We start from the raw sequence: 25,247 nt of genomic DNA, 5'->3' as shown, positions 1-25,247 counted from the left end.
TGCGCGAGTTCTCAGTAAACTAAACAGGCAGAAATTGTCAGACACTGCCCCTTGTCGGGTGGGGCTGGGCCTCGTCGAATCGGCGCGAAGGTATTTCATGGTCGAGCTTGATGGGGGCTCTGCTCCAGCAGGGTTGCGCCGCCGGCGACCACCCGGATGCCGTGCAGTACCTCGCCCGGTCCTCTGTCTCTGAGGAGGAAGCCGCTGGTCTCGGCCTCCAGCACCTCGTGCACGTAGGTGTCAGTGTCGTAGCCGGTCAAGTTCAGGACCCGCACCTGGTGCAGCCCGGCGGTGGCGGCGATCTTCCTAGCGGCCCGGATGTCGTTGAGCAGGGCATGCGGCTGTCCATGGATCACGTCGGTGCGGGCGAGTACGACCGCTTCGGCCGCCGTCGGCCGCCTCATCGACCAGCTCGATGTCGTCTAGGCCGAGCAGGACCTCGAAACCGGCGCGCAGCGAGTATCTGGTCCTTGGCGGCTGCTGCGGTGATGTCGCTGGCGTACCACCGGTTCAGGGCGCAGTGGCAGGTGCTCCCGTACCTCGAAGCTGCCGTCCGGGCGCGGGCCTGCGGTCAGCTCACCGCCCGGCAGCGTGGAACGCTCTTGCAACGGTGAACTCACGTGGCTTCGTCGGTGTGGTCACCTGGGAGGTGGTGAGGATGAGGTTCGCGTTCTTGGGGCGGGTGTCGACGGAGGATCTTCAGGATCCGGTGGCTTCGCGTCAGTGGCAGTTGTCGCGTGCGGAGCCGCTGGTAGCCGAGCACGGCCGCATCGTGGCGGAGTTCTTCGACATCGGGCAGTCCAGGTCGGTGTCGTGGTTGCGGCGGCCGGAGTCGGCGCGGTTGCTGACGGCGTGGAGGACCCGGACCGTGGGTTTGAGGCTGTGGTGATCGGTGAACCACAGCGGGTCTTCTACGACAACCAGTTCGGGCTGGTCTTCCCGCTGTTCGAGCACTTCGATGTCGGGCTTTGGGTGCCGGAGGTCGGTGGCCCGATCGATCCGAATTCGGAGGCCCACAGTTTGATCATGTCGGTGTATGCCGGGATGTCGAGGGCTGAACGGCGGCGGATTCAAGTCAGAGTCCGGTCGGCGATGATCGCTCAGGTCGAGCGCGAGGGGCGTTTCCTGGGTGGACGACCGCCGTACGGATATCGGCTGGCTGACGCGGGTCCGCACCGTAATCCGGCGCTCGCTGCATTGGGTGCGCGCCGGCACCGGCTCGAACTCGATCCACGAGCGGCATCGGTGGTGGAGCGGATTTTCGCGATGCGGATCGCAGGGTACGGCGCACGGCGTATCGCCGGGGCGCTCGACGCCGATGGCATATCGTGTCCTTCGGCGCATGACCCGGCTCGCAATCGGCATCGATCTGCTGCCGGCTGGACGACAGGAACAGTCCTGGCCATCCTCGGAAATCCGCGCTACACCGGTCACGAGGTCTGGAACAAGCAGTCCAAGACCGAGGTGTTGATCGACCCCCACAACGTCGGCCTGGGCGTGCGGACTTCGATGCGGTGGAACCCTTCTGAGGAGTGGGTCTCCTCGTCGAAGATGGCGCATCCGGCGATCGTGAACGACGAGGAATTCGAACGTGCCCAGCACACTCATGCCATCCGTGGGGAACGGCGGACATACCTGCTCAAGGGACTGCTCCGCTGCGCGCTATGCGGTCGTCGTATGGAGGGTGCCTGGAACAACGGGCGCGCCAACTACCGCTGCCACCACCCTCACGCCGCACACTCAGAGCTACCAGGAACCATCTCAATCCGCGAGGACAGGCTTCTACCGCATCTGGCCGCGTTGCTCTTCCGCGCCACGATCGAATCCCGAGGATGCATCACACCGCCGAGTATCCCAAGGGATACGAACCAGCAGGCGACGGTGTGTCGCCGACTCGGGCTGACGCTGCGGTATGACCGTCTCGCGCAGTCTCTCATCGTCGGCGGGCAGCAAGGGGACATCATCGTCCGGCTGATTTGAGCCTGAACAAGTGTCCCCGGGACACAACGGGGTGAAAAATTATGCACTAAACACGATCGGCATGGTAGCCAAAGCGGCTTACAGTGCACATGCCGGCCGGGCGCCGCCTGCGGATGGCGTGCCCGCTGACCACCGGCGCCAGCGGAGGCCCGTGGCTGGAGGAATTCGACCCGGCGACCGGCTGCGGTTACATCGACGGGGTGACCACGAACACCGACCTGGCCAACACCACGCTCTGGAGCCCGCCTTTCGATGACGGAGTGTGGGTCTTGTACCGCTTCGCCGATCGGCTACAGGGCCACGGGGTCCAACCAGAGACGTGGCGAGCCGGGGTCACGGAGCCGACGTAGGAAGGACAGTACGCCCGCGGTGCCGGTCGACCAGCTCCCGCTGCTGCCGTGGAGGGAGGTGTCGGGGAACACGGGGGCGTCGGCAGGGCCTCCGGCCCGGTTGATGATCAGGTCGGCGACTCGGTGCGCCTGGCTGAGGTGCGTCCGGTCTCCGGTCACCTGGACGAGGTCGAGGAAGAACTCCCCGATTCCGGCTAGCCCACAGCACTGTGTGAGGGCGTACATGCGCGGCGCGAGATCCCGGCAGGCCGCGGCGGCGTCGAGGGTCAGTTCCAGATGACCGTCCTCGCCGAGCTCGTGCGCGGCCCGTAGGAGTGCCGCGCCGATCCCGGCGAGCCCCTGGCAGAACGACGCGTGCATCGGCTTGGCCGACGGGGACCGGGCGGCGTCGATCAACGGCACCAGGTGCTGGGCGAGCAGGTCACATCGCTTGCGCAGGGCGGGTTCGACGGTGTGCCCCTCCGCGGTCGTGCGGTAGGCGAGCAGGAAGTGCACGATGCCGGCGAGGCCGTGCGAAAAGCCCAAGGTGCGCGACACCTGCCCGCAGTCGGCGTAGTCGGGCGGTTCCTCGGTCGGGACGGGGTCGCTCGTGAGCAGTCTTTCCGCGCACCCCGAGGCGAGGTCCAGCCGGTCGGCGTCATCGGTGAGCCGCCACAACAGCAGTTGCCCGGTGCCGATGCCCGCCAGGCCGTTGTGCTGATCGTCCCCGGTCACGCGGGAGAGGACCGGCCGGGCCATGGGCGCGGCGAGGGACATCAGGACGTCGTCGTTCAGCGCGACGCCGGCCGCGGTGACGAAGACGGCGATGCCGGTGTCGCCCGTATAGAACGCGGGCCGGCCACGGCGCAGGGTCCGCAGCCCGTTGGTCCAGTAGGCCAGGGCCCGTGCCAGGTCCCGAGTGGGCCCGTGGTGCAGCAGCTCCATGCCCATGCCCGCGCTGCCGCGGTAGATGTTGACGGGGCTGGCCACGACGCCGCCAGTGAGATCCGCGCCGGTCATGAGCCGGACGGTGTACCGCGAGACCTCCGTGATGCTGTGCTCGATCGCGGCGTTCAGCCGGCCCGTCCGCTCGCCGGCGGCGGACGGCTCCGGGGCGGAGGAACAGGCATGCGATGACGGTACGGGGGCGGGTTCGCCGAAGAGGCGACGCGAGCGGAGGGCGTCGGCCGCCATCTGCCGCTGTGCGGGATCGGCGGCCAGCAGGCCGAGGATCGTGTCGCTGATTCCGCCGCGCCCGTCCAGTAGGGCGGCGGCGCGTTCGATGTCGTGGTTGTGCGGATCGTCGGTGAGCCAGGTCGGCGGCAGGCCCGTCGCGGCGTAGAAGAGCGTGGCGCCCAGGGAGTAGTAGTCGGCCTCCACGGTGGCCGGTTCGTCGCGTTCTTGTTCGGGCGGGCTGTAGCCGGGGGTCCAGCCGAATATCTGCGGACCCTCGGCATGGCTGATCTCGAAGTCGACCAGGCAGGGACGGCCCGTGGCGCTGTCGAGAACGATGTTGGTCGGGCTGATGTCGCGTACCAGCACCCCTCGCTCATGCACCTGGTCGAGGAGCTCGGCCAGCGCGGCGGCCAGCCGGGGAAGGCTCCGTCCGCACGGCGCCGGATCAGCGGTGTAGAGCCCGTTTTCGGCGACGTCCCGGCCGAGCGCCAGCGCGCCCATGTCGGTGATGGCGAGATACTCTCGGTCGTCGTGCCGGAAGTGGTCGACCACTGCGGGAACCCCGTCGAGCCCGCGCAGCTTCTCCAGGACGTACCGCTCATTGCGCAGCCGTGCCCGTGAGTCGCGTCCTCGGGAATCCTCGTTGACGAAGGCCCGCGCCTCCTTGATGATCACCTCCCGGTTCCCGGTGGTGTCGACCGCGCGATACACGATGCCCTTGCCGTTGCGGGTCAGCGCCCGCACCACCCGATAGCGCCCGCCGAGCATGACCACCGCGACGTCGACATCGCCCTCAGGGACGACACGCTCGGCCTCTCGTACGGGCTGAGGCTCCTGGCCTCGCACGGCGACGGTGACGAAAGGGTCGGGAGTCCAAGGAGGCTGCCAGAACGATTCACCCGCGGCGCCCGGCAGCGTCCGGCCGTCCGGGCCGGTGACCACGAGTTCGAGGTCTCCGTCGTCGTTGTCGTCGTACGCCGCGCGGAAGGGCCCGTACCTGTAGTAGACGGGGGCGTCCGGCGCGACGCGCCGGTCGCTGTAGACGCGGGGGCCCTCCAGCCCGGCGAGGTCGGCGGCGAGCCGGCGGGCCAGACCCACCACGTCCCTCTCACCGGCATAGACCGTTACCGCCTTGCCGATTGAGCCGGGATGATTGTTGGAGGAGTTGAGGTCCCGCAGTAGTCGGCCGGACCTGATGACCTTGAAGTGGCAGGGAACGGACAGTACCGCCGGCAGGCTTCGCCGGAGCGTCTCCAGCAGTGTCGCGGGGCGCGCGGCCAAATGGATCTTCCAGCCCTGGGGCGGGAGCCGGAACGCCGGATCCTCGACGACGAGCCACATACCGTTTGGGTAGTGCACCCGGGAGTGTCCTGCGACCGGCTCGGCCAGTTCGGCGCGGACCGCGTCCTCCTCCGGCCCGAGGGCGGTGTCGATGGGCATGTTCGCCGGCCTTCCGCTCGATCTCCTCGCCGGCGTACGGCCGGTCCCTAAATGCCCGAGGGACCATCACGCTCGATGGCCCCTCGGTCGCCCGTCGGTCAGGGCACGCTCGCCGTGGGCGTCAGCATGGTGTCTGGTCAGGCCTGGGTGCTGAAGTCATCGCACAGCCTGGTCATACCCCAGTGACACACCGTGCAGCTACCGGCCTGGAAGTCCGGCGCCTCCGACGGCACGGCGGCCAGGGACTCCAGCTCGATCACACCGGCGTCGCGCGGTTCGGTCAGTGTGAGCATGCTCTCCTCCTGTGGTTACGCTCGGTCATTGACTACACACGCATAGTAACATCGGGTGGTGGAGTTGCGTAGTCATACGCAGGTAAGCGGCCGATCACTACGAACCGTGAACTAAGGGAGATCAGATGGCTGCGCGTTTCCCCTACAGCGGGAGCCGGCCCGCCCCTGGCATCGAGGACGCCGTGCCCTCCCTGAGCGCCGCGCCGACCGCGGTGACGGCGGTACCGGTCATCCAGACTCGCAACCTGACCAAGTCCTATCCGGAGGGTCCCGCCGTGCGAGGGATCGATCTGACCGTTCCGGCCGGTCAGACGTTCGGTTTCCTCGGCCCCAACGGCGCCGGGAAGACCACCACCATCGCGATGCTGTGCACGCTGACGGCGCCGTCCGCCGGACGGGCCCGGGTCGCCGGCCATGACGTGACCACCGACGCGCACCAGGTACGGCGCCATATCGGGCTGGTCTTCCAGGACACGACTCTCGATCAGGGACTCACCGCCTGGGAGAACCTCCGTTTCCACGCGCGTCTTCACGGCGTCCCGGCGTCCACCGCCCAGACGCGCGCGCGGGAGCTGCTGGACCTGGCCGGCCTGAGCCACCGGCGCGACTCCCTCGTGGGCACCTTCTCCGGCGGCATGAAACGCCGCCTGGAGATCGTGCGCGGTCTCATGCATCGGCCCCGTGTGCTTTTCCTGGACGAACCGACCATCGGCCTCGACCCGCAGACACGCGCCCAGATCTGGGACCACCTGCACCAACTACGCCGCCAAGAGGGGATCACGCTCTTCCTGACGACGCACTACCTGGATGAGGCCGAGCGCTGCGACCGCATCGCCATCATCGACGACGGCCGGATCATCGCCGAGGGAACACCCGCCGCGCTCAAGACCGTCATCGGCGCGGACCGCGTCGAACTCCGCACGAACGATGACCGGGCCGCCACCGCGCAACTGCGCGACCGGTTCGGCCTCGACGCCGTCGCCGACGGCGACTCCCTGTGGCTACGCGTCGAAGACGGTGCCGCCTTCGTGCCCCGCATGTGCGCGGCCCTCACCGTCGCGATCCGATCGGTCACCGTCACGCGGCCGAGCCTCGACGACGTGTTCTTCCACTACACCGGACGCACCATCCGCGAGACCGACCAGCCGGAGGGCAGGCGATGAGCGCGCCGGCACCCGGCCTGGCCGCCCCCCGGGCCGCCCGGCGGCTCTCCGGCGAGCTGGCCGCCCTGCTGGTGATCTGGCAACGCGACATGCTGCACTACCGCCGCGACCGATTCAAGATCCTCGTCACGGTCCTGCAGCCGATCATGATGCTCACGGTCCTGGGTGCGGGCCTGGCCTCGCTGCTGCCCGCCACCCCCGGAGGCGCCGACTACCGGACCTTCCTGTTCCCGGGCATGTTGATGATGACGGTCCAGGCCCCGGCGATCTCCGCCGGTGTCGCGCTGGTGACCGACCGGCAGTCGGGCTTTCTGCGTGAGATCGTCATGGCCCCCGTACGCCGGGAGACCGTGCTCATCGGCCGATGCCTGGGGGGCGCCAGCATCGCCACCTGCCAGGGCGCCCTGCTCCTGCCGCTGGCCGGAATCGCCCGGCTGCCCTACGACCCGATCACACTCGCCCTCCTGCTCGGCGAAATGGTGATCACCGCGTTCATGATGACCGCACTCGGCGTCCTGCTCGCGATAGCGATCACCCGCACCGAGTCCTTCTACGCCGTGCTGAGCATCGTCACGATGCCGCTCATCTTCCTGTCCGGAGCGATGTTCCCGGTGAACGGCCTGCCCGGCTGGCTGTTCTCCGCGGTCCTCATCAACCCGGTGAGCTACGCCGTCGACGCGCTCCGCCGTACGACCGTCGCCCGCCTGCCGGGCCCCGTACCCGCGACGCTGTTCGACGGACCACAGTGGGCCGGCTGGCATCCACCCGTGATTCTCGAACTCGCGTGCATCACCGTCGCGGGCGCTGCGATGCTCGCGTTGGCGAGCCGCCGCTTCAGCCGCGCTCCATGACGGGGGAGCGGCTCGCCGCTGCCGCCAGCGGGCCGGCAGGGTGTGCCCACGAACACGGAGGGGACCGCGATGTAGGCAGGTTGGAGCGCTGCGGTCAGTCCCCGATATCGGCCGGGATGATCTGAGTTCTTCGCAGCCCGAGGAACCCTCGCGTTATTCATGCTCTGAAACATGCCTGCTTCAGCGCGTGTCTTCCAGTCGACTATCTATCAATCCGTCATGTGGTGATCTTCTGGATTTCACGTCCCGTGGCCCATGCTCGAAATAGACGAGGAATGGACGTATAGGAGCGCCGACGCGGCATGATGTCGCCGATTTTTCCGGGACGGCGGTGATGTCCTGGCGGGCGATGCACAGTGCGCTATTCCGGCCGCCAGAAAGCACTCTCCGTTCAGTCAATCCCACGGTTGTTACTGCGTGTAATTATTTGGGTACGAGGCGTTCGCTGAACGCCGTCACCCTCCTCTCTCCATGGTTCCGGACCAGGCAGTGGAGGAACGGCTCTCATCCTCATATCGCCTGGGAGGTTCCGTTCGTGACCAAAGGCAACAAGCGTGCTGGTCTCATCGCACTCGCCACCGTCAGCGCAGGGGTGCTGGCCGCCTACTCGGCCTGGGTACCCCAGGCCAGAGCCGCAGGCCAGGGGGCTCTCGCGCAACAGGGCGGGCCGGTGGCGGTGTCGCTGGGAGACAGCTTCATCTCCGGTGAGGCAGGCCGCTGGTGGGGCAACGGCGATCTCGCCGCCGCGGCGTTCTGCACCCGTGGCGGGACCGATCGCGCCGCCTACCGCGTCGCGGCCATCTGCCGCTATGACCCGAAGCGGGTCTATGGCGACACCGCGGTCGATCCCCGACGGCCCACCACCACCGGATGCCACCGCTCGGATGTGGCCGAGATCAACGGCACCCGGCAGGTCGCGCTCACGCCGGTCAACCTGGCCTGCTCGGGAGCCGAGACCCAGCACATCCTCAGCGAGCCCTACAAGGAGAACAAAGCATCACAGGCGCAGTTGCTGCAAACACTGGCCGCCACTCATCGGGTGAAGTTGATCGTGGTGTCGATCGGGGGCAACGACCTGAACGTCTCCGATGCCCTGCGCCACTGCACCGATCAGTACATGAACAAAAAGCCATCATGCGCCTCCACAGGCGAGGGGAAACGCATACTCGACCAACTACCGCAGGTGGCCACGAACGTCGGAAAAGCGATCGACAAGATCCGCCAGGTGATGAACGCGGCCGGATCGCCCTCCGACAGCTACAAGCTGATCTTGCAGTCCTACCCCTCTCCGGTACCGACCAGCGCCAGGGTGCGAGCCATCTTCCCCGAGGCCGGAGGCGGCAAGATGACCGGGCGGACCCTCGTCGGCGGATGCCCGCTGTGGAACGCCGACTTCGACCTCGTACACGACACTCTGACACCCGCGATCGACACGATGCTGCACAAGGTCGCCATCGACAGAAACGTGACCTTCCTCAGCATGCTCCACGCGCTGGACGGCCACGCCCTCTGCGAGAACGGCACCCGCCAGGCAGGTCCTAGCGAAGACGCCGGCAAACTGGGCAGCCAGATGGAGTGGGTGCGCTACGGCACCGCCGGAATGAAAATCAGCCAGGGCTACCAGCAGGAGTCACTGCACCCCAACGCCTTCGCCCAGCAGTTCCAGGGAAGATGCCTGGCCGCTGCCTACCAAAACCCTTCGCTTACCCAAAGCTGCAGCACTGCGACCTGACCCTGCCTCATGGAGGAAGAGAATCCTCGCAGATCCGGGCTCTTCCCATTGTCACGCAGAGCTACTTCTCATCCAATCGCACGAAGCCGAATGGAGGACCTATTCCGGCGGCACCCGCTCTGGTCGCTCCACGAAGATGCGACCTGCGGGAACGGGCCGGTACAGAAGGGCCTCCAGGTCAGCTGTCGGGTCGGCTTTGCCGGCCGCTCGGCGGGCGCCCGCGATGGTTCAGAGGGCCACGACCGAGCGGGTGAGGTGGACCGGGAGGTCGGCATCGCGGCCTACGGAGGCCGCCCAGGCGACCGCGTGGCGTTGGAGGAGTACGAGTTCGGCCAGCGGCTCCGTGCCGCCGTGGTGGATGCGTGCCCCGGTCGCTTCGATGGCGGTGATCTCCACGGCCGACAGCGGGGTCATCGCCCACACGAGGGTGTCCGGTCCGGCGACACTGATCGGTCCGTGACGGTACTCGCCGGTCGCGTACGCCTCCGCCCACATACCCGCGGACTCGCGGCACTTCAGCGCGGCCTCCTGGGCGAGTGCGGCGGCCCATCCCGAGGCGAGGACGACCAGTTGCCGGGGCAGTGCCTCGGTGACCTCGGCGTTCACCGCCCGCTCGCCGCTGTCGACGAGTTCCGCCTGGGCCCGCGCGTCGTCGCCGAGCCGGGCGCGCAGCAGAGCCAGCAGAGTCGTCGGAAACCGGGTCTGCACGACGCTTCGCTCGTCGGCGTACGAAAGGTCGACGATGTCGGTGGCCAGAGAGGCGATCGGCGTGTCGAGAGCGCCGAGTACGGCCGTTATCGGGGTGTCGCCCCCGAGCCGCCGCAGTGCCCGGTGGACCTCGGTGGTGGTGCCCGACCGGCTGATCGCCACCACCCGGTCGTACGGGCGGAGCACCTCGGGCAGCTCCGATGCGATGACGGCGTCAGTCGGTCCGTGTCTGCGCTGCTCACGCAGCCACGCGTACGCCGCGGCGACGTAGTAGGACGTGCCGCAGCCCAGGACGAGGACCTTCTCGCCCGCCTCCGGCAACCCACCAGGCCCGGAACGGCTCTGCTCCTGGGCGCGGATCCAGCAGCCGGGCTGGCTGGCGATTTCGTCAGAGGTGATCCGCCCGAGGGCTGGTGTGGTTCCGGGCATGTCAGAGTTCCCCTTTTCTGGGACGTCGGTTCTGGGGGTCGTGGCCGTCGACGGTGCCGAACCGGTCCAGGAGCGGTGCGTGCGCGACGACCGCGTCGTCGAGGATGGCCCGCGCGGTGGACGCGTCGCCGACGAGCGGGTCGAGCGTCAGCGCCTGGACGGCCGTGTCGCGGTCACCGGAGACCGCCGCCCGTACGGTCAGCTCCTGTTGCCCGGCGCGTGCCGCGAGGACCGCGGCGATGGCCGGCGGCAGCGGGCCGATGCCCAGGCCGGTGATCCGGTCGGCGCCGACGACCGCGGGCACCTCCACGACGGCCGTGGCCGGCAGATCGGGAAGGCTGCCCTCGTTCGGCAGGTTCACGGCCGGTTCGACGATGTCCCGGTCGCAGAGCAGGGCCGCGGCGATGCTCACGACGCGCTCGGCCTCCTGGCCGGAGGAGATCTGGAGGGGAACGTCGCCGTTCGCCTGGGCTCGCAGGTCGTCCCAGAGCCGGCTCTTGTCGTCGATGTACTCGTGCGTCATGTCCTGGCCGCCCTGCAGTCCCCACGCCAGCCCACCGGAGCCCGCCGCGGACAGGTATCGGGGAAAGAACTCCGCGACATGACGGTCACCCGGCGCGGGGTAGCGGCCGAAGGTTCGCATCAGGTCGGCCGACACCGCGGCGTGGACGCCCTCGGTGCGCGAGGACGAGGCGTCCCGGCCGCCGGCGTGGGCCTCGACGAGCTCCCGCAGCCGCGGGTACAGGTCGGTGTCGCCGGACCGGATGTCGAGCAGCCAGCAGAGATGGTTGAGGCCGGCGAACACCGCGTGCACGTCATCGGGATCGCGGCTCAGCGCCGCCGACAGTGCCATCTTGGTGTGCATGGTGCCGTGGCACAGGCCGATCGCGCGTACCCCCGTCTGCCCGGTGATCGCACGGACGTTGGCGGTGAGGGGATTGCTGTAGTTGACCAGCCACGCCCGCGGCGCGAGGTCGGCGACGTCGCGGGCGATCGCCACCAGCTCGGGCACGTGGCGCAACGCGCGCAGCACACCGCCGGGGCCGACGCTGTCGCCCACGGTCTGGCGGATCCCGTACCGCGCCGGGATCTCCAGGTCCGCCCGCCATCCGCCGGCCCCGCCGACCGCGATGGTCGTGATCACGAACCTCGCGCCGGGCAGCGCGGCGCGCCGGTCCGTGTGCGCCTCGATCCGTACGCCGTGGCCCCGCCGCGCCGCGAGCCGGCGGCCGATCGCCGCCATGGTCTCGGCGGCCTCGCCGTTCGTGTCCACCAGGTGCACGGTGTAGTCCTCGAACGCCGGTGAGGACGTGATGTCGCGCAGGAGCCCGGGCGTGAACACCGTGCTGCCGGCCCCGATGAGCACGAGTCCCCTGTCGGCCGCACCGCGTGCCGGGGTCACTTCACGCTCCCGGTCAGCAGGCCGTTCACGATGTAGCGGTTGAGCGTCAGCCCGATGACCGCCGGCACCACGATGGCGATCACCCCGGCCGCGCTGAGCAGAGTCGTGGGCACGACGTGCTGTCCCTGCAGCGACTGGACGACCACGGTGAGCGGCTGGGTCGACAGGTCGGTCGACAGGACCAGCGGGAAGAGGAACTGCGTCCAGGAGAAGAGGAACGTGATGATCGCCGTCGAGATGATGCCGGGCAGGGCCAGCGGAAGCAGCACGTGCCAGAGGATCTGCATGCGGCCGGCCCCGTCGACCTGGCCGGCCTCCTCGATCGCGGTCGGCAGGCTCACGAGGTAGTTGTGCATGATCCACGTCGCCAGCGGCAGGAAGCCGGAGACGTACACCAGCACGATGCCGGTGTAGGTGTTGACCAGGCCGAAGTCGCTCATGATCCGGTACAGCGGGATCAGCGTCGTGTACGCCGGGAAGGCCATCGTGGCCAGCACGGAGTAGAACAGCAGGTTGCGTCCGCGGAAGCGCATCCGCGCGAACGCGTAGGCCGCCAGCGTGGACAGCACCACGGTGACGATCGTCGCGGCGCCGCACTCGACCAGGATGTTGATCGTCGACCGGCGGATCTGGTCGGGGACCGTTCCATCGCTGCCGAGCAGGGTGATGTAGTGCTTCAGCGTCGGGGTCGGCGGCACGTAGTGCGCCGGCTTGCTCCCGGCCTGTGCCTCCGTCTGCAGGCTGGTGTTGATCGTCCAGTAGATCGGCACCAGCGACCACAACAGGATGAACGCCACACCGATCCAGCGCGCGCGTATCCGGAGACGTCCGCGGATGACACTCACAGCTCCACCGCCCGGTACACGAGTTTGACGACGCAGAATGACACGATCAGCGTGACCAGCGTGACCAGCAGCGACAGCGCGTACCCCTCGCCGAAGTCCAGGTTCTGGAAGCTGACGGAGTAGGTCTGCACCATCACCGACGAGCCGGTCGGCGCGGCGCCGTTGAGAACGTACGGCTGGTCGAAGACGTTCAGGGTCGCGATCACCGCCTGGACCATGGCCACCGCGATCCCCGGGCGGGCCAGTGGCAGCGTGATCCGCCGGAACGCCCCCCACGCGGAGCATCCGTCCAGGCGCGCCGCTTCGTACAGGTCACCGGGGATGTTCTGCAACGAGGCCAGCACCAGCAACGCCGACAGGGGTGTGATCTGCCATACCTGGACGATCTCGATCAGCGCGATCGTCTGCCAGCGGTTCCGGCCGAGGAAGACGTGGTAGTGATCGACCATGTGGAGCGAGGTGAGCACGCTGTTCAGCAGACCGGTGTTGGCGTCCCAGATGCCGGTCCACACGATTCCCTCGACCACTCCGGGCAGCGCCCACGGCAGGATCAGGACCGCGATCAGCGCCGCGCGGCCGCGGAATCTGTGCTGCAGGGTGATCGCCATCGCGATGCCGAGGATCGTCGACAGCCCGACGCCGATCACCACGTAGACCAGCGTGTTCTCCGCGGTGATCCGGAAGGTGTGATCGCCGAACAGCCGGCGGAAGTTGCCCAGGCCGGTGAAGCGCGTCGGCGGATCGAGGCTGTCGACCCGGAAGAACGCCTCGACGATCGTGAAGGCCGCCGGCACCAGCGCCAGGCCGACGATGAATAGCGCCAACGGCGAGACGAGCAGATAGGGGAGCGGATCGAACCGGCGGCGGCGACGCCGGCCGCCCGGCGTCCCGGCGGCGTCACCGCCGGCCGGTGCCGTCACCGGTGGCGTATCGAGTCGTGGTCCCGTCATGGAAGACACCTCGTAGTCGCGAAGTACCCGGTCACCCGCCGTTCGCCAGCCGGTTCGCGGCGCCGGCGATCGCCTTGATCGCGGCATCGACGGTCAGTGAACCCGTGGCGGCCGAATGCAGGTTCGTGTAGACGGCGTTGGAGAACTGCGGATACCACGTCGGCGCTCCCGCCGGGAACACCGGCCGGGCACTGGACTTGAGCATCGCGCCGAGCGAGGAGCCGCCGATGAGCTTCCCCTTGGCGGCGAGCTGGTCGACCACGCTCAGCCGGGACGGGAAGTTGTAGCTCGGCAGTGCCTTGTCCGGCCCGTTGAGACCCGCGAAGTCGGCCTGGTTGGCGCCTTCGGTGAACCACTGGATGAACTTCGCCGCGGCCTGGGGGTGCTTGGCCGTACGCGGGATGCCGATGCCGTCCGGGTTGCTGAGGTTCGGCCCCGGCCCCGTCACGCCCGGAGTGCGGAGGTAGTCGACCTGTTTGACCACGGTCGAGGAGGACGGCACCTCGTACAGGCTGCCGACGTTGCCGGAGTAGTCGCCGAAGACGCTCGCGACCTGGCCATGCGCCATCAGCTTCTGCTGGCCCTGGCTGTCGGTGACGTTGATGTTGCCGGGCGGGACCAGGCCCTGCTTGAACGCGTCGACCATCCACTGCGCGGCCTTGTACCCGGGTGAGTCAGGGCTCGTGAACTGCGGTCTGCCCTGGCCGTCGAGGATCGTCCCGCCGAACGCCCCCGTCGTCTGGTACCAGTACGTCGACAGACCTTCGGCGGCGGCGAACGGGATGTTCAAGGGGTACTGGACGACGCCCTTCGTCTTGATCTGTTTGAGGTCCTGGGTGTACTGGTCGATCGTCTTCGGCATGGTTGTCACGCCGGCCTTGGCGAACATCTTCTTGTTCACGGTGGTCACCAGGAAGGACGCGTCGAACGGGATGCCCACGACGTGGCCGCCGATGGTGAACGAGGACAGCTGCGGCATGTCCGCGGCGAGCGACTTGGTGTCGACGTAGCGCTCCATCGGGTAGAACCAGTTGAGCTTCCCCAGCTGGCCCACCCGAGACCAGTCGACGTCGGTCGCGTCCGCGAAGTACGTCTTGGCGGTCGATCCGGCCGCGATCTTCGTCTGAAGACTGTCCCAGTCGATGTCGGTCCACTTGACGGTGATGCCGGTGGACTTGGTGAACGCGTCCAGCGAGGCCTTGGGCGGAGACGGTATGGCCAGGGAGACATTGATCGTCACGCCGCTGGTCGCGGACGAGGCCGAGACGCCGCCGCCGGAGCACGAGGTGGCGAGCAGAGCCAGACATGACAGCGCGCCGACCACCGCGGCGGGTCTGGCCTGTCGAATGGAAAGCATGGCTACGCCTCTCTTCCAAAAGACGACCCGTCGCTGCGGGTGCCCGGAACCCCGCGTCGGGCGGTGGTTCGGCACCAGCCGGGCCGGGAAGCTCGCGGACGAGACGGACAATCCGATCATCGTCCGTGAACGTTTCGCGCAGTGTGTGAACAGTCCACTGCGCGTATATCGATCACTATGCTTGATGTGGCAGAGACTTTGGCACCTTGTTACACCGTGCGTCAACAGTCCTGTTCACGAAATTTTCCGGTCATGGACAGATGCTCCCGCGCCTCACCGGGTACGCGCAGTTTGCATGCAGCCAGGGCATCTAATGCGCAATCTGATCGTTCGTGCGCTAGCCTCGGGGCATGCGACGCAACCAACGCATCCACCAGATCCTGTCCGCGATCGTCGCGCACGGGTCGCTGGAAGTGCCCGAGCTCGCCGAGCGGTTCGGTGTGTCGCATGCGACGATCCGGCGCGATCTCGAGGTGCTCGAACAGCAACGTCTGGTCAGCCGCACCCGTGGTGGTGCCACCACCCACGCCGCGTTCAACGACATGCCGCTGAGCTACAAGACGACCCAGGACCTGGTCGAGAAGCGCAGGATCGCGCACGCGGCCCGCCGGCACCTCGCCGGCGCCCGGGTCATCGGCATGACGGGCGGCACCACGGTGACCGAGTTCGCGCATCTGCTGCTGGAGTCCGACGGTCTCACCGTGGTCACCAACGCCCTCAATGTCGCGCTCCACCTGCTGGACAATCCGCGGCTCCGCGTGTTCACCGCGGGCGGTGAGGTGCGGAGCAGTAGCCAGGAGACGGTCGGACACAGTGCGGAGGAGTTCCTGGCCGAGTACAACGTCGACGTCGCTTTCGTGGGGGTCGACGGCGTCGACGCGTCGGCGGGATGCACGAACTACGACCCGGCCGGCGCCCGCGTGAACGCCGCCCTGCTCCAGCGCGCCCGCAAGACGATCGTGCTCGCGGACGCGACGAAGATCGGCCGCGTGGCGCTCGCGCAGGTCTGCCCGATGACGTCGGTCGACCTCCTGATCACGGACGAGCGGGCGGCCGAGGCGCAGATCGAACAGATCCGGGAGCGGGACTGCGAGGTCACGCTCGTCTGACGTTTCGCGCAACCACGCACACGAAAATTGCGCGTTTCCTGCTTATCATTGTGCGTTCGTCCGCGTCGGTGTCATAGTCCGATCATGACGAAGGTAGCGTTCATCGGCGCCGGCAGCGTCGAGTTCACCCGTAACGTCGTCACCGACCTGTGCGGATTCGCCGAGCTGCACGGCCGGTTCGAGCTGGCGCTCCACGACATCGACGCCGACCGGCTCGCTTACGCCGAAGCGTTGGTGCGCCGCATCAACGAGCAGACCGGCGCCGGCGCCCAAGTGAGCTCCAGCACCGACCGGCTCACCGTCGTCGAAGGTGCCGACTACGTGATCAACGAGATCCAGGTCGGCGGCTACCGCGCCACCCGCGCCGACTTCGACATTCCGGCCCGCTATGGCGTACGCCAGACGATCTCGGACACGATCGGCATCGGAGGCGTCTTCCGAGGCCTGCGCACGATCCCTGTGCTGATCCAGATCGGCGAGGACCTGGCCAAGGTCGCGCCGGACGCTTACCTGCTCAACTACAGCAACCCGATGGCGATGCTGCCGTGGGCCGTCTACGCCGGTTCACCGTTCCAGCGGGTCGTCGGCATGTGCCATTCGGTCCGCGACACGCACCGGCTCCTCGCCGAGCTGGTCGGTGTACCGCTCGCGGAGATCGACTTCCGCACGGCCGGCTTCAACCACCAGGCGTTCGTCCTCCGTTTCGAGCACGAGGGTCAGGATCTGTACCCGGCGCTGCGCGCGGCCATCGACGCCGATCCGGAGCTCCAGCGCCGGGTCCGCGTCGAGCTGTTCCGTCGCTTCGGCTACTTTCCTACCGAGTCCAGCGAGCACAGCGCCGAATACGTGCCCTGGTTCATGCGCCACGACGAGGAGATCGAGCAGTTCCGAGTCCCGGTCGGTGAATACCTTCGGCGTTCGGAGCGCAACATCGAGGAGTACGAGTCGACCCGCCGGGAACTCGCCGATGAGGGGCCGCTGACCCTAGAGGCGACGTCCGAACTGGCCTCGGAGTTCATCCACGCCCACCAGACCGGCCGGGAACGGGAGATCTACCTCAACGTCCGCAACGACGGCCTGATCACCAACCTGCCCGACGAATGCTGCGTCGAGGTCCCGGCCCTGATCGACGGATCGGGCCCGCGTCCACAGCCGATCGGGGCCCTGCCGCCGCAGCTGGCCGCCCTGAACCGTACCTTCCTCAACGTGGTGGAACTCACCGTACGAGCCGTCCTGGACGGCGACCGCCGCCATGTCTACCAGGCCGTTCTCCTGGATCCGAACGCCGGAAGCGTCCTGACCACTCGCCGTGCCGAGGCACTGTGCGACGAACTCCTCGACGCACACCGCGACCTGCTCCCCAGGTCCCTGCGCCGATGACGCGGGACGGCCATGCGATTTCGCGTGCATGAGTGTGCGCAGCGGCGCACGACCCAGCTTTCGAGCGAACCACGAATCGGCCCTCTCATCGGCGATAACGGCCCTCGACGAAAGAAGTGCTAGATGACCGACATGACGCGGCGCACCGTGCTGAAAGTGGCGCTGGGGGGCGCGGGTCTGACCGCCCTGCCGGCCGTGACGGGAGGCCTGCCCGCGGCCGAGGCCGCGACCTCCTCGAACCCCGGGCCCAAGCTCGTCGGGGTCGGTGACGACTCCATCACTCTGGAGTTCGACGACCGCCTGCACAGCAGGGTCTCCGTGGACGGCCAGAAGGTGACGCGGTTCGACGCCGGTGAGGTGCTGGTCCTCGGCGACGCGACGATCGACACCTTCAGCTACCGCGGCCATCAGACGCGCAAGATCCGGCATGCCCGGCACGGAGACGGCGTCGTCGTGACCATCCAGGGCGTATCCAGCGATCAGGTGAGGAAGACGGTGGAACTGACCACCTACCGCCGGCTGGACGGAATGACCGTGATGAAGGTGACGTACACCAACCTGTCGCGCGAACCGCTGAACGTCACCGGGTGGCGTAACGGAGCCCACGAACTGCTGGAGACGGCAGGAGGCTTCTACACCTTCTCAGGCTCCACCCATGAGGACCGCCGCGACTGGGTGCAACCCGTGTCCGACGGCTTCTTCCAGGAGAATTCCCTGGGCATGGACGCCTCCGACTACGGCGGTGGAACCCCGCTGGCGTCCGTCTGGCGCCGGGGCGCCGGCGTGTCCGTCGGGCATGTCGAGCCCGTGGCGCGGATTCTGCGCATGCCGGTCCGCAAGTCGGAGCACGGGGCGGGCATCGCGATCGAGGGCGACACCCGTGTCACCCTGAAACCGGGCCAGAAGCTGACCACCGACACCACGTTCCTGGCCGTGCACCAGCGCGACCATTTCGTGCCGCTCCAGCGCTACCGCGACTACATGAGCGACATCGGGTTGCGCGCCCCCCAGGTGCCGGAATCGGCGTTCGCCCCGGTCTGGTGCGCCTGGGGTTACCAGCGCGACTTCACCGTCGAGCAGGTGCTCGGGACGCTGCCCAAGGTGCAGGACGTCGGCTTCACGTGGGCGGGTCTCGACGACGGCTGGCAGACCAACGAGGGCGACTGGGACATCAACCCCGCGAAGTTCCCGCGGGGCGAGGCGGACATGCGGGCGTTCACCCAGAAGATCCGGAACGCCGGGCTGCTGCCGAGACTCTGGTGGGCACCGCTGGCGGCGGACCCCGACAGCGACCTGTACAAGGAACATCCGGACATGCTGCTGCTGGATGCCGACGGCAACAAACAGAACGTGAGCTGGTGGGACTCCTACACACTGTGCCCGGCGTACCAGCCGACCATCGACTACTTCGCCGGGCTGGCGCGGAAGTTCATCGGTGACTGGGGATACGAGGGGCTGAAGACCGACGGTCAGCACCTGAACGCGGTCGCACCCTGCTACAACCCCGCTCACCGGCACGCACGGCCGGAGGAGTCGACCGAGGGGCTGGCGCTGTTCTGGAAGGCGATCCACGACGCCGCGCACGGGGCGAACCGCGATGCCGTGTGCGAGCTCTGCCCGTGTGGCACGGCCTTCGCCTTCCACAACCTGCCGTACGTCGACCAGTACCCGGCCTCGGACCCGACGTCGTCGTACCAGGTGCGGAGCAAGGGCAAGTCGATGAAGGCGCTGATGGGGCACGGCAGCAGCTACGCCGGCGACCACGTGGAGCTGAGCGACGGAGGCGACGACTTCGCCTCCAGCTACGGCGTCGGAGCGGTGCTGTCGACCAAGTTCACCTGGCCGAGCGACGCGCCCGGGACGAAGCCCGAGGACGTGGTGGTGTTGACGCCGGAGAAGGAGGTGCTCTGGCGCAAGTGGGTGGCGCTGTACAAGAAGTACATGCTGTCCACCGGGGAGTACCGCGGCGAGTTGTACGACATCGGATTCGACAAGCCGGAGGCCCACGTCATCGCCAAGGACTCCACCCTGCACTACGCCTTCTACGCGGACCGGTGGAACGGAAAGGTCGAGCTGCGCGGCCTGGACCGGGGCCGACGGTACCGGCTGACCGACCCGTTCAACGGCACCGTCCTGGGCGTCGCCGACTCACGGCACGACACCCTCCAGTTGACGTTCGAGAAGTTCCAGCTCGTCGTGGCCGAGCGCATCTGACGGCCTGATCCACCGAGCGGGCGGCGGCCCGGCACGTCCGGCGTGCCGGGCCGCCGCCCGGACAACCACTCGAATCGCCGGGAATGCACGCCTTCCGGCATCGCCGTGGCGATCAGGCCGGCCCGCCGCGTCGAATACGGCAGGACAGTGGCGTGTCACGTCAACTACTTCTCGAGGGCCGACGCCCCCACGCCGTCTGCGGCAGATGGGTACGGTCGGCCAAGCGGTGGTCACACCTATCCGGCGACGGGGGTCAGCAGTTTGAATCTGTTACTACTCATCGGCCGTAGCGTAAGGACCGGTGGCCTGCCTTTCGGCCATGGAGCCAGGTGTCGAGAAAGAAGCCATCTTCCGATCACGGCACTGCGCAACTCTGTGCACGAACGCCAAAACGACGCCGAAAGCCGCACGGTGGCGACGGAGTTCCCGTCTAGCACGATCACTACGTGACTCCATGACCGGTCAAACCATTGATCGCGATCACTAGTGGAGATTCGGAGTCCGTAGCCGGCGCCCGTGGAGCCGGTCTGGCCGTTGCTCCAGCTCGTAGGCGCAAAATCGACATCACGCCACGTCGCTGAAGGTCGTCGTCGCGGCGAAGGCGCCAAGGACGCATGAGGACCACAGGCGGAGCCGCTTCTCAAATCTCCGCTTCCAGCCATCGTGAGCGGGATCATGCAGGCCGTCGGCGTTATTCCGGGGAAGTCGTGCATGATCTACAATGTAAAGGCGGGCGCCTGTTGACGACTGCCCAGGTCAAAGGTGATCGCGGCCCAGTCCGCCATCCGGTGCCGAGCATGCGTTGGAATCGGGGCGATGGGTCGCGTCTATCTGGGCCGGTCGGCCTCCGTCGTCTCGTCGCGGTCAAGACGATCAGGAGTGAGTACGCCGCCGACGCCGACTTCCGTACGCGGTTCGCGCATGAGGTGACCGCCGCCGGCCGGGTCAGTGGCGTCTACACCGCCGGTGTGGTCGCCTCCGACCCCGACGCCGAGATCCCCTGGCTGGCCACCGCCTACATCGCGGCGCCCTCGCCGGGACAGCTCGTACGGACCTGCGGGCCGCTGCCCACCGGGGCGCTGCGGTGGCTGGCCGCGGGCTGCGCCGAGGCGCCGGCATCGATCCACCAGGCCGGCCTCGTGCACCGGGACCTGAAACCGTCCAACGTCCTCGTCGCGGCGGACGGGCCGCGGGTCATCGACTTCGGCGTGGCACGGGCGACCGAACGCGTCACGGTCACCGCGACGCACCAGGCCGGCGGCACCCCCGCCTACATGGCGCCCGAGCAGGCACGCGACAGCCGGCGGACGGTGGCGGCCAGCGACGTGTTCTCCCTCGGCTCGACCCTGCTGTACGCGGCCACGGGCCACCCGCCGTACGCCGGGGACTCGGTGACCGACGTGCTGGTCCGGCCGGCCACCGAGCCGCCGGACCTCACCGGCCTGCCCGGCGAGGCGGCCGAGCTGATGCTCGACTGCCTCGAACGCGACCCGGCCGCCCGGCCCACCGCCGCCGCCCTGCTCGCGCCACTGGCCGAGGAGCTGGAGGAGCACGGCGGGGAGTACGCCCTGCGCCCTTGCCGGCGGCGGCGCCCGAGCTGATCGAGGAGTACCGGCAGGGGACACGGCCGCCCGAGCCCGAGGACGGACCCGTCGAGCGCACCCTGGACTCACCGACCTCGGCCGGGCTGTCGCGCCCGGCGCCCGCCGAGAGCCGAACCGGAAAAGCGCGCTTCGACGGCGGCCGGCCGGCGCGCGTCATCGCGGTCGCCGCGGCGATCTTAGGGGCCGCCGGTGCCGTCCTGATGCTCGGCGTCGTGCTGGGCCGGGAACCGGGCGACCGCAGGCCGACCGGCTCTCCGCCCAGTGGCGGCCCGCCCCCCGGAGCGGTCCGCCCGCCGCAGGCGTCCGGCCGCCCGGCCATCACGCTCAACCAGACCTACGGCGACGGCGACACCGGATTCGTCGTCTCGGGCACCGGCTTCGCGCCCGGCCGCGAGGTGACGATCCGCCTCGACACGCGACCGGCGTCCCCGTACCCGCCCGTCGTCGACTTCGGCGGGGCGTTCAACTACACGCTCAACCAGAGCCATGAGTTCTTCCCCGGGAAGATCCCGCCCGGTCCCCACCACGTCACGGTGACCGTGGCCGGCACGAGCCGTCAGCTGGCCGCGGCCTTCACCGTGAACAGGCTGTGACCTGCGCGGTTCCAGGAAACGCCGGACTTCACTACGTACGGTCCCACCAGAGATCCTCCTGTCGAGAACACCATGACGGGTCGCTCAGCCGGCCCAGATCGCCGAACGTGATGATCGCGTGTTCGATGAGCACGCCGACGACCACCTCGTCCGAGAGCCGGGTTCCGCTGCGTACGAGCCCCCGGATATTGATTTTGCGTCGCAACACCTTCACGTGCTCCCCGACACGCGCGGCGAGCCGGTCACGGAACACCGGATCGTTGTCGAACCGCTCGAGCTGGTGGTGCGCGTCGGTCACCTCCAGCGCGGCGCGGGCGATCTCCGGGGTGCGGGGCAGCGGCGACGTACGCGTCGGATCGATCAGCCACGGCCGGCACCACAGCAGCGCGACCAGGAACAACTTGGTGTTCGGATCCAGGTGCAGCGGGAGCAGCGTGGAGTCCTCGTCCGGGCGCGCCGGCCGGTCTCCGAGCGCCCCGATCGGCCCGCCGGCCGCGGGCATGATCGTCACTCGCAGCGGCCGGCCGGCGTCGAGCATGGCCCGTGACCCCACGAGCGTGGTGCCCGCCCGCATGAACCATCCGCCGGCCGGGTCGCCCGGCGCCTCCATCGGCGGCAGCCGGATCTGGTAGCCGTCGGCCTCGGCGTACAACGCGTGGGTGTGGCTGAGGTTCGCCACCCACGCGCCGCCGCGTACCCCGCCGAGCATCCCGGCGCGGCGGGACAGCCCCCGGTCGGCGGCGATCACCAGGTCCGCATCGGGCCCCCGCCCGAACACCAGACGCTGGTTCTCCACCACCTCCACGACGGTGCCGGACGACGAGACGACGCGCGCCACCACGGACGGCGCGGCCTCCGCTGTCATGACCGTCCTGTCCCGGCCGGCGAAGCCACCCTGCTCATGGCCGCCGAGTGTAGAGCGGAGGCTCACCGCGCGGACATCCCGGAATCCGGGGATGGCCGTACGGCCGGATCCGCGCTTGGCTTCTCGTGTGGCAGGGAGCTCAGGCCACCTGCCCGCCTGACGTACCGAAGGTGCCGACCAGGCCCGGGCCCACCGGGGCTGTCCGGAGGGGCGGCACCGTCCGGGCCGGTCCGGGACATGTGTGGGGGGTGTTCCGGACCGGCCCGGGCCTTTGCCCGGTGTACGACAGGGGCCGCGGCATCACCCGGCATCCCTCCGCATCCGACGGAGAACCATGAACGAGCTGAAGAGCTTCACCAATGACGAGCATCTCGCCCTGATGCTGATGACGGTCTGGGCCCTGTCCACCGGTCGCGTCCTGCCGGACAGGCCACCGTGGCTGCTCACCGAGCAGGAACTGATCGACTTCTGGGCCGAGTGACGGCGGGCACGGTAAAATTCGAGAATCGGAGCCGCTCGAATCCCAGTGGAGGTGCGCCGTCCGTGCCTGCACACGATTCGTCTGGGCCGTTAATAAATGGCTGGCGGCAAACTCGTCGATGCCGAATCCGGCATTCTCGCGAAGGCGTTGCCGTACTTGCGCGAGGCGGCGCAGGATGTGCGGAGGCCGGACGCCCTGCGCGGCCGGGAATTCACGGTCGTCGACAGCTCGGGCTACGTGGCCACCGACCGCGAGTTCGCCTTCTCCGGAATCTCGCGTAAGCAGCTGGAGGACATGAAGGAGCTGCGTGCGCCGCTGGGGACGTGGCCGGAGCAGTGGCGTGCGGCCGTGACCGAGTTGCGTCAAGCGCTCAAGGACGAGGGCATCACGGACGCGGACATGCGTCTGAAGGGGACATCGGCCAAATTCTACTCAGGGGATCCCGCGAAGCGATTCCCGCAGACCGAAGACGAACTCCGGTCGATGGCGGCCGAGGCCCATCGCCTCATTTCCGGGTCACACCGGCTACCGCGAATCGAGGACGTCGTGGCGGCCTACCGGCAGGCCGGGTTCGCCACGGACGGACCCAAGCCCGCCGTGGCGTTCTTCGACAGCAGGTACAAGCTGGGTTTGTCCAAATGGCCCAGCGACTACGACTTCCAGCTCTGCAGCGATACGCTCGCCGAGCGCTTCGAGGCGTACTGGCGCGCGAATCGGACGCTCGGCCTCTACACCAAGGGTGACTGGTACAACCCGTACCTACTCGACCGCGTCGCTCCCGGGCTCGATCGCTGGGTCGGGCGATGGGAGAAGACCTGGGGGCGATGGGTCAGCATCGCCACGTACGGCCGTCCTTATCTGGGCCGGACGACGCGACCCGGCGACTGGGTCGTCATCCAGTAGTGCCGCGGCTTCGGCCTGACCCGTCCGCGAAGGGCCATGGACACACGGACATCGCGAGCGCAGAGCCACGGCGAACCGCACGTTCCCGCGACGGACGCCGCGGCCGCACGGGCCGTCACCCGCCGGTCATGAGGCTCCGGGCGGACATGCCGGCGACGTCCTTGTAGCGGCGGGAGATCGCGGCCAGTTCCTCCTGGCTGATGACGTCCTCGATGCGGTCGAAGGGCCGGTCGCCCGTACGGTCCCGTACCTCGCGGATGATCACGTCCGGTGGGGTGCGGCGGTTGGTGAGCACCACCTTCGTCGTGGCCGGGCGGCGCCGGTCCTCGTACGCACGGAAGGCCGCCGAGACGTCGCTCGCGCCGGCCAGGATCGTGCTCAGCGCCTTCGCGTCGAGGATCGCCTGGCCCGCGCCGTTCGAGCCGCGCGGCACCATCGGGTGCGCCGCGTCGCCGAGGAGCGTGACGCGGTCGAACGACCAGCGGTCCAGGGGCTCCTGGTCGACCATCGGGTACTCCAGCACCGCGTCGCTGGACCGCAGCAGCGCGGGCACGTCCAGCCAGTCGAAGTGCCAGTCCTCGTACGCGCCGATGAAGTCGTTCAGCTCACCCCGGCGGTTCCAGTCGCGCGTGACGTGGTGCGGCGTCTCGATCTCGGCCACCCAGTTGATCAATTGGTTGCCGGCTCCGTCGACGTCGTCGCGGATCGGGTACACGACGAGCTTGCCGCGGTCCAGCCAGCCGACGCGGACCATGCTGGCGCCGGACAGGAAGGGCCGGCCGACCGCGGTGCCGCGCCACATGTTGACGCCCGAGTAGCGCGGCTCGCCCTCCCCGGGGTGGAACTGCCGCCGGATGACGGAGTGCACGCCGTCGCAGGCGACGACCCCGTCGGCGCGCACGCGGGGGAGCGGGGCGTCGCCGGTCGTCGTACGGAAGGTCAGGTACGCCCCGTCCTCGTCCTGCGCGACGCCGGTGCAGCGGTGGTCCAGCGCGACGGCGCCGGATCCGAGCCGGTCGCGTACGGCGGCCAGGAGCACGGCGTGCAGGCTGCCCCGGTGGATGGAGTACTGCGGATAGCGGTAGCCGGCCGCCCGCCCGCTGGGCTCGCGGTAGATGAGCTGGCCGAACCGGTTGAAGAACACCGATTCCGCGGTGAGCACGGCCTCCGCGGTCAGCGCCTCCTCGAGCCCGAGTCCGCTGAGCACCTCCGACGCGTGCGGCAGGATGTTGATCCCCACGCCGAGCGGCTTGATCTCCGAGGCGGCCTCGTACACCCGGCAGGGCACGCCTGCCTCGTGCAGCCTCAGTGCCAGGACGAGTCCGGCGATTCCCGCTCCGACGACGGCGATGTCCATACTGGGCGACTCCTCGTGTCCGCGGACGGTGAGCCCCGGCGTGACGCTCCGCGCCGGGCGTACCGCTGGCGATCATGTCACCGCCG

21 protein-coding genes are annotated in these 25,247 nt (G+C 68.5%); 11 read left to right on the top strand and 10 right to left on the bottom strand.

Annotated elements, in window-relative coordinates:
- Window positions 1-95: 95 nt before the first annotated feature.
- A complete protein-coding gene (locus OG417_RS34055; RefSeq protein WP_329237455.1) occupies window positions 96-404 on the bottom strand; it encodes a hypothetical protein in 309 nt (102 codons plus the stop codon).
- A 409-nt stretch (window positions 405-813) separates the two neighbouring features.
- Between OG417_RS34055 and OG417_RS34050 the strand changes: the two genes are divergently transcribed.
- Window positions 814-1,980, top strand: a complete 1,167-nt coding sequence (locus tag OG417_RS34050; RefSeq protein WP_329237452.1) for a recombinase family protein — start codon at window positions 814-816, stop codon at window positions 1,978-1,980.
- 290 nt (window positions 1,981-2,270) lie between these two features.
- On the opposite strand, the gene lanL is transcribed toward OG417_RS34050, so the two are convergent.
- Window positions 2,271-4,925: a class IV lanthionine synthetase LanL gene (gene lanL, locus OG417_RS34045; RefSeq protein WP_329237448.1), complete on the bottom strand. Its 2,655-nt coding sequence runs from the start codon at window positions 4,923-4,925 to the stop codon at window positions 2,271-2,273.
- A 137-nt stretch (window positions 4,926-5,062) separates the two neighbouring features.
- Window positions 5,063-5,218 carry a hypothetical protein gene (locus tag OG417_RS34040; protein WP_329237445.1) on the bottom strand — a complete coding sequence of 52 codons (156 nt, stop codon included), beginning with the start codon at window positions 5,216-5,218 and terminating at the stop codon, window positions 5,063-5,065.
- A 125-nt stretch (window positions 5,219-5,343) separates the two neighbouring features.
- On the opposite strand from OG417_RS34040, the gene OG417_RS34035 reads away from it, so the two are divergent.
- From OG417_RS34035 to OG417_RS34025, 3 genes are all read left to right on the top strand, one after another.
- Entirely contained in the window at window positions 5,344-6,381 is a 1,038-nt protein-coding gene (locus OG417_RS34035; protein ID WP_329237442.1) for an ATP-binding cassette domain-containing protein, read from the top strand.
- Window positions 6,378-7,232, top strand: a complete 855-nt coding sequence (locus OG417_RS34030; protein WP_329237439.1) for an ABC transporter permease — start codon at window positions 6,378-6,380, stop codon at window positions 7,230-7,232. The genes OG417_RS34035 and OG417_RS34030 overlap by 4 nt, the downstream gene beginning before the upstream one ends.
- A 535-nt stretch (window positions 7,233-7,767) precedes the next feature.
- Window positions 7,768-8,964 carry a hypothetical protein gene (locus tag OG417_RS34025; protein ID WP_329237437.1) on the top strand — a complete coding sequence of 399 codons (1,197 nt, stop codon included), beginning with the start codon at window positions 7,768-7,770 and terminating at the stop codon, window positions 8,962-8,964.
- Between the two features lie 228 nt (window positions 8,965-9,192).
- On the opposite strand, the gene OG417_RS34020 is transcribed toward OG417_RS34025, so the two are convergent.
- From OG417_RS34020 to OG417_RS34000, 5 genes are read right to left on the bottom strand one after another with little or no spacing between them, the layout of a single operon-like run.
- Window positions 9,193-10,101 carry an SIS domain-containing protein gene (locus OG417_RS34020; protein ID WP_329237434.1) on the bottom strand — a complete coding sequence of 303 codons (909 nt, stop codon included), beginning with the start codon at window positions 10,099-10,101 and terminating at the stop codon, window positions 9,193-9,195.
- A gap of 1 nt (window position 10,102) precedes the next feature.
- Window positions 10,103-11,503 (bottom strand): family 4 glycosyl hydrolase, encoded by a 1,401-nt coding sequence (locus OG417_RS34015; protein ID WP_329237431.1) that lies wholly within the window; start codon window positions 11,501-11,503, stop codon window positions 10,103-10,105.
- Window positions 11,500-12,348: a carbohydrate ABC transporter permease gene (locus tag OG417_RS34010; RefSeq protein WP_329237428.1), complete on the bottom strand. Its 849-nt coding sequence runs from the start codon at window positions 12,346-12,348 to the stop codon at window positions 11,500-11,502. Before OG417_RS34010 ends, OG417_RS34015 begins: the two co-directional genes overlap by 4 nt.
- Complete coding sequence (locus OG417_RS34005) at window positions 12,345-13,298, bottom strand: carbohydrate ABC transporter permease (protein WP_329237426.1); 954 nt, start codon at window positions 13,296-13,298, stop codon at window positions 12,345-12,347. Before OG417_RS34005 ends, OG417_RS34010 begins: the two co-directional genes overlap by 4 nt.
- Before the next feature lie 31 nt (window positions 13,299-13,329).
- Entirely contained in the window at window positions 13,330-14,655 is a 1,326-nt protein-coding gene (locus OG417_RS34000) for an ABC transporter substrate-binding protein (protein WP_329237424.1), read from the bottom strand.
- Between the two features lie 350 nt (window positions 14,656-15,005).
- Between OG417_RS34000 and OG417_RS33995 the strand changes: the two genes are divergently transcribed.
- The 5 genes from OG417_RS33995 to OG417_RS33975 all read left to right on the top strand — a co-directional run bounded on the left by OG417_RS33995 (window position 15,006) and on the right by OG417_RS33975 (window position 21,555).
- Window positions 15,006-15,764, top strand: a complete 759-nt coding sequence (locus OG417_RS33995) for a DeoR/GlpR family DNA-binding transcription regulator (RefSeq protein ID WP_329237421.1) — start codon at window positions 15,006-15,008, stop codon at window positions 15,762-15,764.
- An 84-nt stretch (window positions 15,765-15,848) separates the two neighbouring features.
- Window positions 15,849-17,144 carry an alpha-glucosidase/alpha-galactosidase gene (locus OG417_RS33990; RefSeq protein ID WP_329237418.1) on the top strand — a complete coding sequence of 432 codons (1,296 nt, stop codon included), beginning with the start codon at window positions 15,849-15,851 and terminating at the stop codon, window positions 17,142-17,144.
- Window positions 17,145-17,267: 123 nt separating this feature from the next.
- Window positions 17,268-19,358, top strand: a complete 2,091-nt coding sequence (locus OG417_RS33985) for a glycoside hydrolase family 36 protein (RefSeq protein WP_329237415.1) — start codon at window positions 17,268-17,270, stop codon at window positions 19,356-19,358.
- Window positions 19,359-20,155: 797 nt separating this feature from the next.
- Complete coding sequence (locus OG417_RS33980) at window positions 20,156-20,959, top strand: serine/threonine-protein kinase (protein ID WP_329237412.1); 804 nt, start codon at window positions 20,156-20,158, stop codon at window positions 20,957-20,959.
- Window positions 20,935-21,555: a hypothetical protein gene (locus tag OG417_RS33975; protein ID WP_329237409.1), complete on the top strand. Its 621-nt coding sequence runs from the start codon at window positions 20,935-20,937 to the stop codon at window positions 21,553-21,555. The genes OG417_RS33980 and OG417_RS33975 overlap by 25 nt, the downstream gene beginning before the upstream one ends.
- A 31-nt stretch (window positions 21,556-21,586) precedes the next feature.
- Here the strand turns inward: OG417_RS33975 and OG417_RS33970 are convergent, their stop codons facing one another.
- Window positions 21,587-22,420 (bottom strand): hypothetical protein, encoded by an 834-nt coding sequence (locus tag OG417_RS33970; RefSeq protein WP_329237406.1) that lies wholly within the window; start codon window positions 22,418-22,420, stop codon window positions 21,587-21,589.
- Between the two features lie 334 nt (window positions 22,421-22,754).
- Between OG417_RS33970 and OG417_RS33965 the strand changes: the two genes are divergently transcribed.
- Together OG417_RS33965 and OG417_RS33960 are read left to right on the top strand one after the other, a co-directional pair.
- Window positions 22,755-22,901 (top strand): hypothetical protein, encoded by a 147-nt coding sequence (locus OG417_RS33965; protein ID WP_329237398.1) that lies wholly within the window; start codon window positions 22,755-22,757, stop codon window positions 22,899-22,901.
- Between the two features lie 96 nt (window positions 22,902-22,997).
- A complete protein-coding gene (locus OG417_RS33960) occupies window positions 22,998-23,804 on the top strand; it encodes a hypothetical protein (protein WP_329237395.1) in 807 nt (268 codons plus the stop codon).
- 115 nt (window positions 23,805-23,919) lie between these two features.
- Here the strand turns inward: OG417_RS33960 and OG417_RS33955 are convergent, their stop codons facing one another.
- A complete protein-coding gene (locus tag OG417_RS33955; protein WP_329237392.1) occupies window positions 23,920-25,161 on the bottom strand; it encodes a flavin-dependent oxidoreductase in 1,242 nt (413 codons plus the stop codon).
- Window positions 25,162-25,247: the final 86 nt, after the last annotated feature.

Source organism: Actinoallomurus sp. NBC_01490, assembly GCF_036227085.1.
GTDB classification, from domain to species: Bacteria; Actinomycetota; Actinomycetes; order Streptosporangiales; family Streptosporangiaceae; genus Actinoallomurus; species Actinoallomurus oryzae.
The sequence above is the reverse complement of the archived record's forward strand: the minus strand, read 5'-3'. Positions and strand labels throughout refer to the sequence as shown.

Excerpts from the sequence above, each read along its gene's own strand:
- OG417_RS34055 (WP_329237455.1), bottom strand. The coding sequence starts at position 404 with ATGAGGCGGCCGACGGCGGCCGAAGCGGTCGTACTCGCCCGCACCGAC.
- lanL (WP_329237448.1), bottom strand. The coding sequence starts at position 4,925 with ATGCCCATCGACACCGCCCTCGGGCCGGAGGAGGACGCGGTCCGCGCC.
- OG417_RS34040 (WP_329237445.1), bottom strand. The coding sequence starts at position 5,218 with ATGCTCACACTGACCGAACCGCGCGACGCCGGTGTGATCGAGCTGGAG.
- OG417_RS34035 (WP_329237442.1), top strand. The coding sequence starts at position 5,344 with ATGGCTGCGCGTTTCCCCTACAGCGGGAGCCGGCCCGCCCCTGGCATC.
- OG417_RS34030 (WP_329237439.1), top strand. The coding sequence starts at position 6,378 with ATGAGCGCGCCGGCACCCGGCCTGGCCGCCCCCCGGGCCGCCCGGCGG.
- OG417_RS34020 (WP_329237434.1), bottom strand. The coding sequence starts at position 10,101 with ATGCCCGGAACCACACCAGCCCTCGGGCGGATCACCTCTGACGAAATC.
- OG417_RS34005 (WP_329237426.1), bottom strand. The coding sequence starts at position 13,298 with ATGACGGGACCACGACTCGATACGCCACCGGTGACGGCACCGGCCGGC.
- OG417_RS34000 (WP_329237424.1), bottom strand. The coding sequence starts at position 14,655 with ATGCTTTCCATTCGACAGGCCAGACCCGCCGCGGTGGTCGGCGCGCTG.
- OG417_RS33995 (WP_329237421.1), top strand. The coding sequence starts at position 15,006 with ATGCGACGCAACCAACGCATCCACCAGATCCTGTCCGCGATCGTCGCG.
- OG417_RS33990 (WP_329237418.1), top strand. The coding sequence starts at position 15,849 with ATGACGAAGGTAGCGTTCATCGGCGCCGGCAGCGTCGAGTTCACCCGT.
- OG417_RS33985 (WP_329237415.1), top strand. The coding sequence starts at position 17,268 with ATGACCGACATGACGCGGCGCACCGTGCTGAAAGTGGCGCTGGGGGGC.
- OG417_RS33980 (WP_329237412.1), top strand. The coding sequence starts at position 20,156 with ATGCGTTGGAATCGGGGCGATGGGTCGCGTCTATCTGGGCCGGTCGGC.
- OG417_RS33970 (WP_329237406.1), bottom strand. The coding sequence starts at position 22,420 with ATGACAGCGGAGGCCGCGCCGTCCGTGGTGGCGCGCGTCGTCTCGTCG.
- OG417_RS33965 (WP_329237398.1), top strand. The coding sequence starts at position 22,755 with ATGAACGAGCTGAAGAGCTTCACCAATGACGAGCATCTCGCCCTGATG.
- OG417_RS33960 (WP_329237395.1), top strand. The coding sequence starts at position 22,998 with ATGGCTGGCGGCAAACTCGTCGATGCCGAATCCGGCATTCTCGCGAAG.
- OG417_RS33955 (WP_329237392.1), bottom strand. The coding sequence starts at position 25,161 with ATGGACATCGCCGTCGTCGGAGCGGGAATCGCCGGACTCGTCCTGGCA.